General features: G+C 52.0%; 2 protein-coding genes. One reads left to right on the top strand and one right to left on the bottom strand.

What is annotated here, in order from left to right:
* The first annotated feature begins 228 nt into the window (after nt 1-228).
* A complete protein-coding gene (locus tag OB13_RS18585) occupies nt 229-2142 on the top strand; it encodes a RecQ family ATP-dependent DNA helicase (protein WP_461491683.1) in 1914 nt (637 codons plus the stop codon).
* A 99-nt stretch (nt 2143-2241) separates the two neighbouring features.
* Here the strand turns inward: OB13_RS18585 and OB13_RS18590 are convergent, their stop codons facing one another.
* On the bottom strand, nt 2242-2721 hold the full coding sequence (locus OB13_RS18590; RefSeq protein ID WP_461491684.1) for a hypothetical protein: 480 nt from the start codon (nt 2719-2721) through the stop codon (nt 2242-2244).
* Nucleotides 2722-2843 lie beyond the last annotated feature (122 nt).

Genomic DNA, 2843 nt, shown 5'->3' on the forward strand with positions numbered 1-2843 from the left:
GGACGATGCCCCGCGGCTTAGAGCGCTCCACAGCCAACTATGAAACAAGAAGTAAAAGGGCATTGGAATACAGGCAACTCCGCCAACAGAAGCAGTAGTGAAATATCCAAATTTCGCACGTTGTTCCACCGGAAAATCATGAATGACCTGCGGCAAGTCTAAATAACAAGTATAAATTCTGACTTCTGTCCGCTATACTTTATCTTCGCTACTCAAACACAACCTCCTTTGCACGACATCCACCATATACTCAAAACTTATTGGGGCTACGACCAGTTCAGGCCGCTGCAGGAGGACATTATCCGGTCTGTGCTGGCGGGGCAGGACACGCTGGCGTTGCTGCCGACGGGTGGGGGCAAGTCCATCTGCTTCCAGGTACCGGCTATGGCTAAGGAGGGAGTATGCCTGGTCATCACGCCACTGATCGCGCTGATGAAGGACCAGGTCGAGCAGCTGAAAAAGCGGGGTATACCTGCTGTAGCCATTTACTCGGGCATGAACCGGCGCGAAATAGACATCGCCATGGACAACTGCGTGTATGGTAACATCAGGTTCCTATACCTGTCGCCGGAGCGCCTGCTCACCGACCTTTTTCAGGAGCGGGTGAAGCGGATGAAGGTCAGTCTACTGGCCGTGGACGAGGCACACTGCATCTCGCAGTGGGGGTACGATTTCCGACCGCCCTACTTGCAACTGGCCGAGCTGCGGGAGTTGCTGCCCGGGGTGCCGGTGCTGGCGCTGACGGCGACAGCTACGGATCAGGTACGGCAGGACATTCAGGAAAAGCTGGTTTTTAAGCAGCAGAACGTATTTGTTAAAAGCTTCGCGCGATCCAATCTCTCTTACTCCTGCCTCTACACCGAGGATAAGGCAGGGCGTGCTCTGGAAATACTGCAGCGCCTACCGGGGCAGGCAATTGTATATGTTCGGAGCCGCCGGCAGACAGTGGAGCTTGCTAAGTTCCTGCAAAGCCGGCGCATCGCAGCAGCAGCCTACCATGCGGGACTCAAATTTGAAGAACGCAACACGGCGCAGAATGCCTGGATACAGGACAAAGTGCGTGTGATCGTGGCGACCAATGCTTTTGGGATGGGCATTGACAAACCGGATGTACGACTGGTGGTGCACCTCGACCTGCCGGAGAGCCTGGAAGCCTATTACCAGGAAGCAGGACGCGCCGGGCGTGATGAAAAGTATGCCTACGCTACCCTGCTCTATGGCCCCAGCGACACCAAAGATCTGAAACAAAAAGTGGCAGAAGCGCATCCGCCGCTGGAGCTCATCCGCAGGGTATACCAGTGCCTGGCCAACTATTATCAAATAGCGGTGGGCAGTGGCTTTATGGGCAGCTTCGACTTTGACCTGGCTGCCTTCTCCAAAAACTATAAGCTTAAGCCGCTGGAGGTGCACCATGTCATCAAGCGGCTGGAAGGAGAAGGGTATATCCAGCTCAACGAGTCCTACTATTCACCCTCCCGGATTTTCCTGCTGCTCGATAACATGGCGCTCTATGAATTTCAGGTAGCCAACGCCGAACACGATGCCCTGTTGCGTATGGTTTTGCGGATGTTCGGAGGAGAAGCATTTTCGGGCTTTGTCAAAATTTCGGAGCGCAAACTGGCCGAGCTGCTGCATAAGCCCGAACAGGAAATCAGGCGAAAGCTGGAGTACCTGCACAAGCTGCAGGTGCTCATCTACGAGCCACAACACGATGCGCCGCAGCTGGTCTTCACCATGCCGCGCCAGGATGCTGCCAACCTCCCGCTTAACCACAAAAAACTGGACCAGCTACGGGACCGGGCGATGGAGCAGGTGAAGGAGATGACACATTATGTCGAAACATCTGACCGCTGCCGCACACAGCTTTTGCTGGAGTACTTCGGAGAAATAAGCGATAAGAGCTGCCGGATCTGTGACTACTGCCTGGCACAACGCAAAAAGGAACGGGAAGGGCAGGAGCAAAAGGTGCTGCGGGAAAAACTGCTCCAGCTGGTGCAGGAGCAGACGCTGCATCCGAAAGAACTGCTACAGCAATTTGAGCCCAAACATGCCGAAACCGTGACGTTGCTGATCCGGGAGTTGCTCGATGTAGGTATGCTCAAGTACGAGGAGAGTGGTAAACTGCTTCCGGTAGAGGAGTAGTTGAAAGCCGCCTCTTTGATCCTTACAAAAGACTTTGCTGTATCCTGCTATACCCCACCAGGGTATACCCGGATGCGTGCTTCCATCCAGGCTTCCCGGTCAGATATTGAAACCCGACTTCACGGCATACAGTCTTTCCTGTACTTCACTTAGTTTCGCCTCTGTCAGGAAACTCAGGTCTATATGTCTTCGCTCTCCATTGAGCATCAGCACTTCAAATGATTCGGGACTTATCGTCAGTTCCTGCACACGCGACCAGAAGATGGTGTTTTCCAACGTAAGTTCTCCTTTCTGAAACGCATACTGACTCTGGTGCAACGTAAATCTTTCTTCGTCTATGAACAGGTAGCTGTTGTCGAGTACCTTCAGGAAATCAGATCCGTTGGCAGCCCGCAGTACTCTGTAACTCACAAATGTGAACAGCAGAAATACCAGGCCGGAGAAAATATTCGAGTTATTAAAAATAATGACAAGCCCCAGAATGAAGATGATGGCAGCAATCACCTTATAAAAGTTTGCCTTTTTCTCTAACTCGGTAGGCTGGGGCGGCAGTGGCAAGGTTATCTTAAGACTGTTCATGGTGCTGGGATCTTAAGGTTGAAAATGATATTATGAAAAGGAGTTTTTATGGGAGTATACTGATTTGGTATTAATAGGGTATACTACTTTGATGTCAGTCTGTTGCATTTGACTTGGCAGGT

Source organism: Pontibacter sp. HJ8 (genome assembly GCF_054824225.1).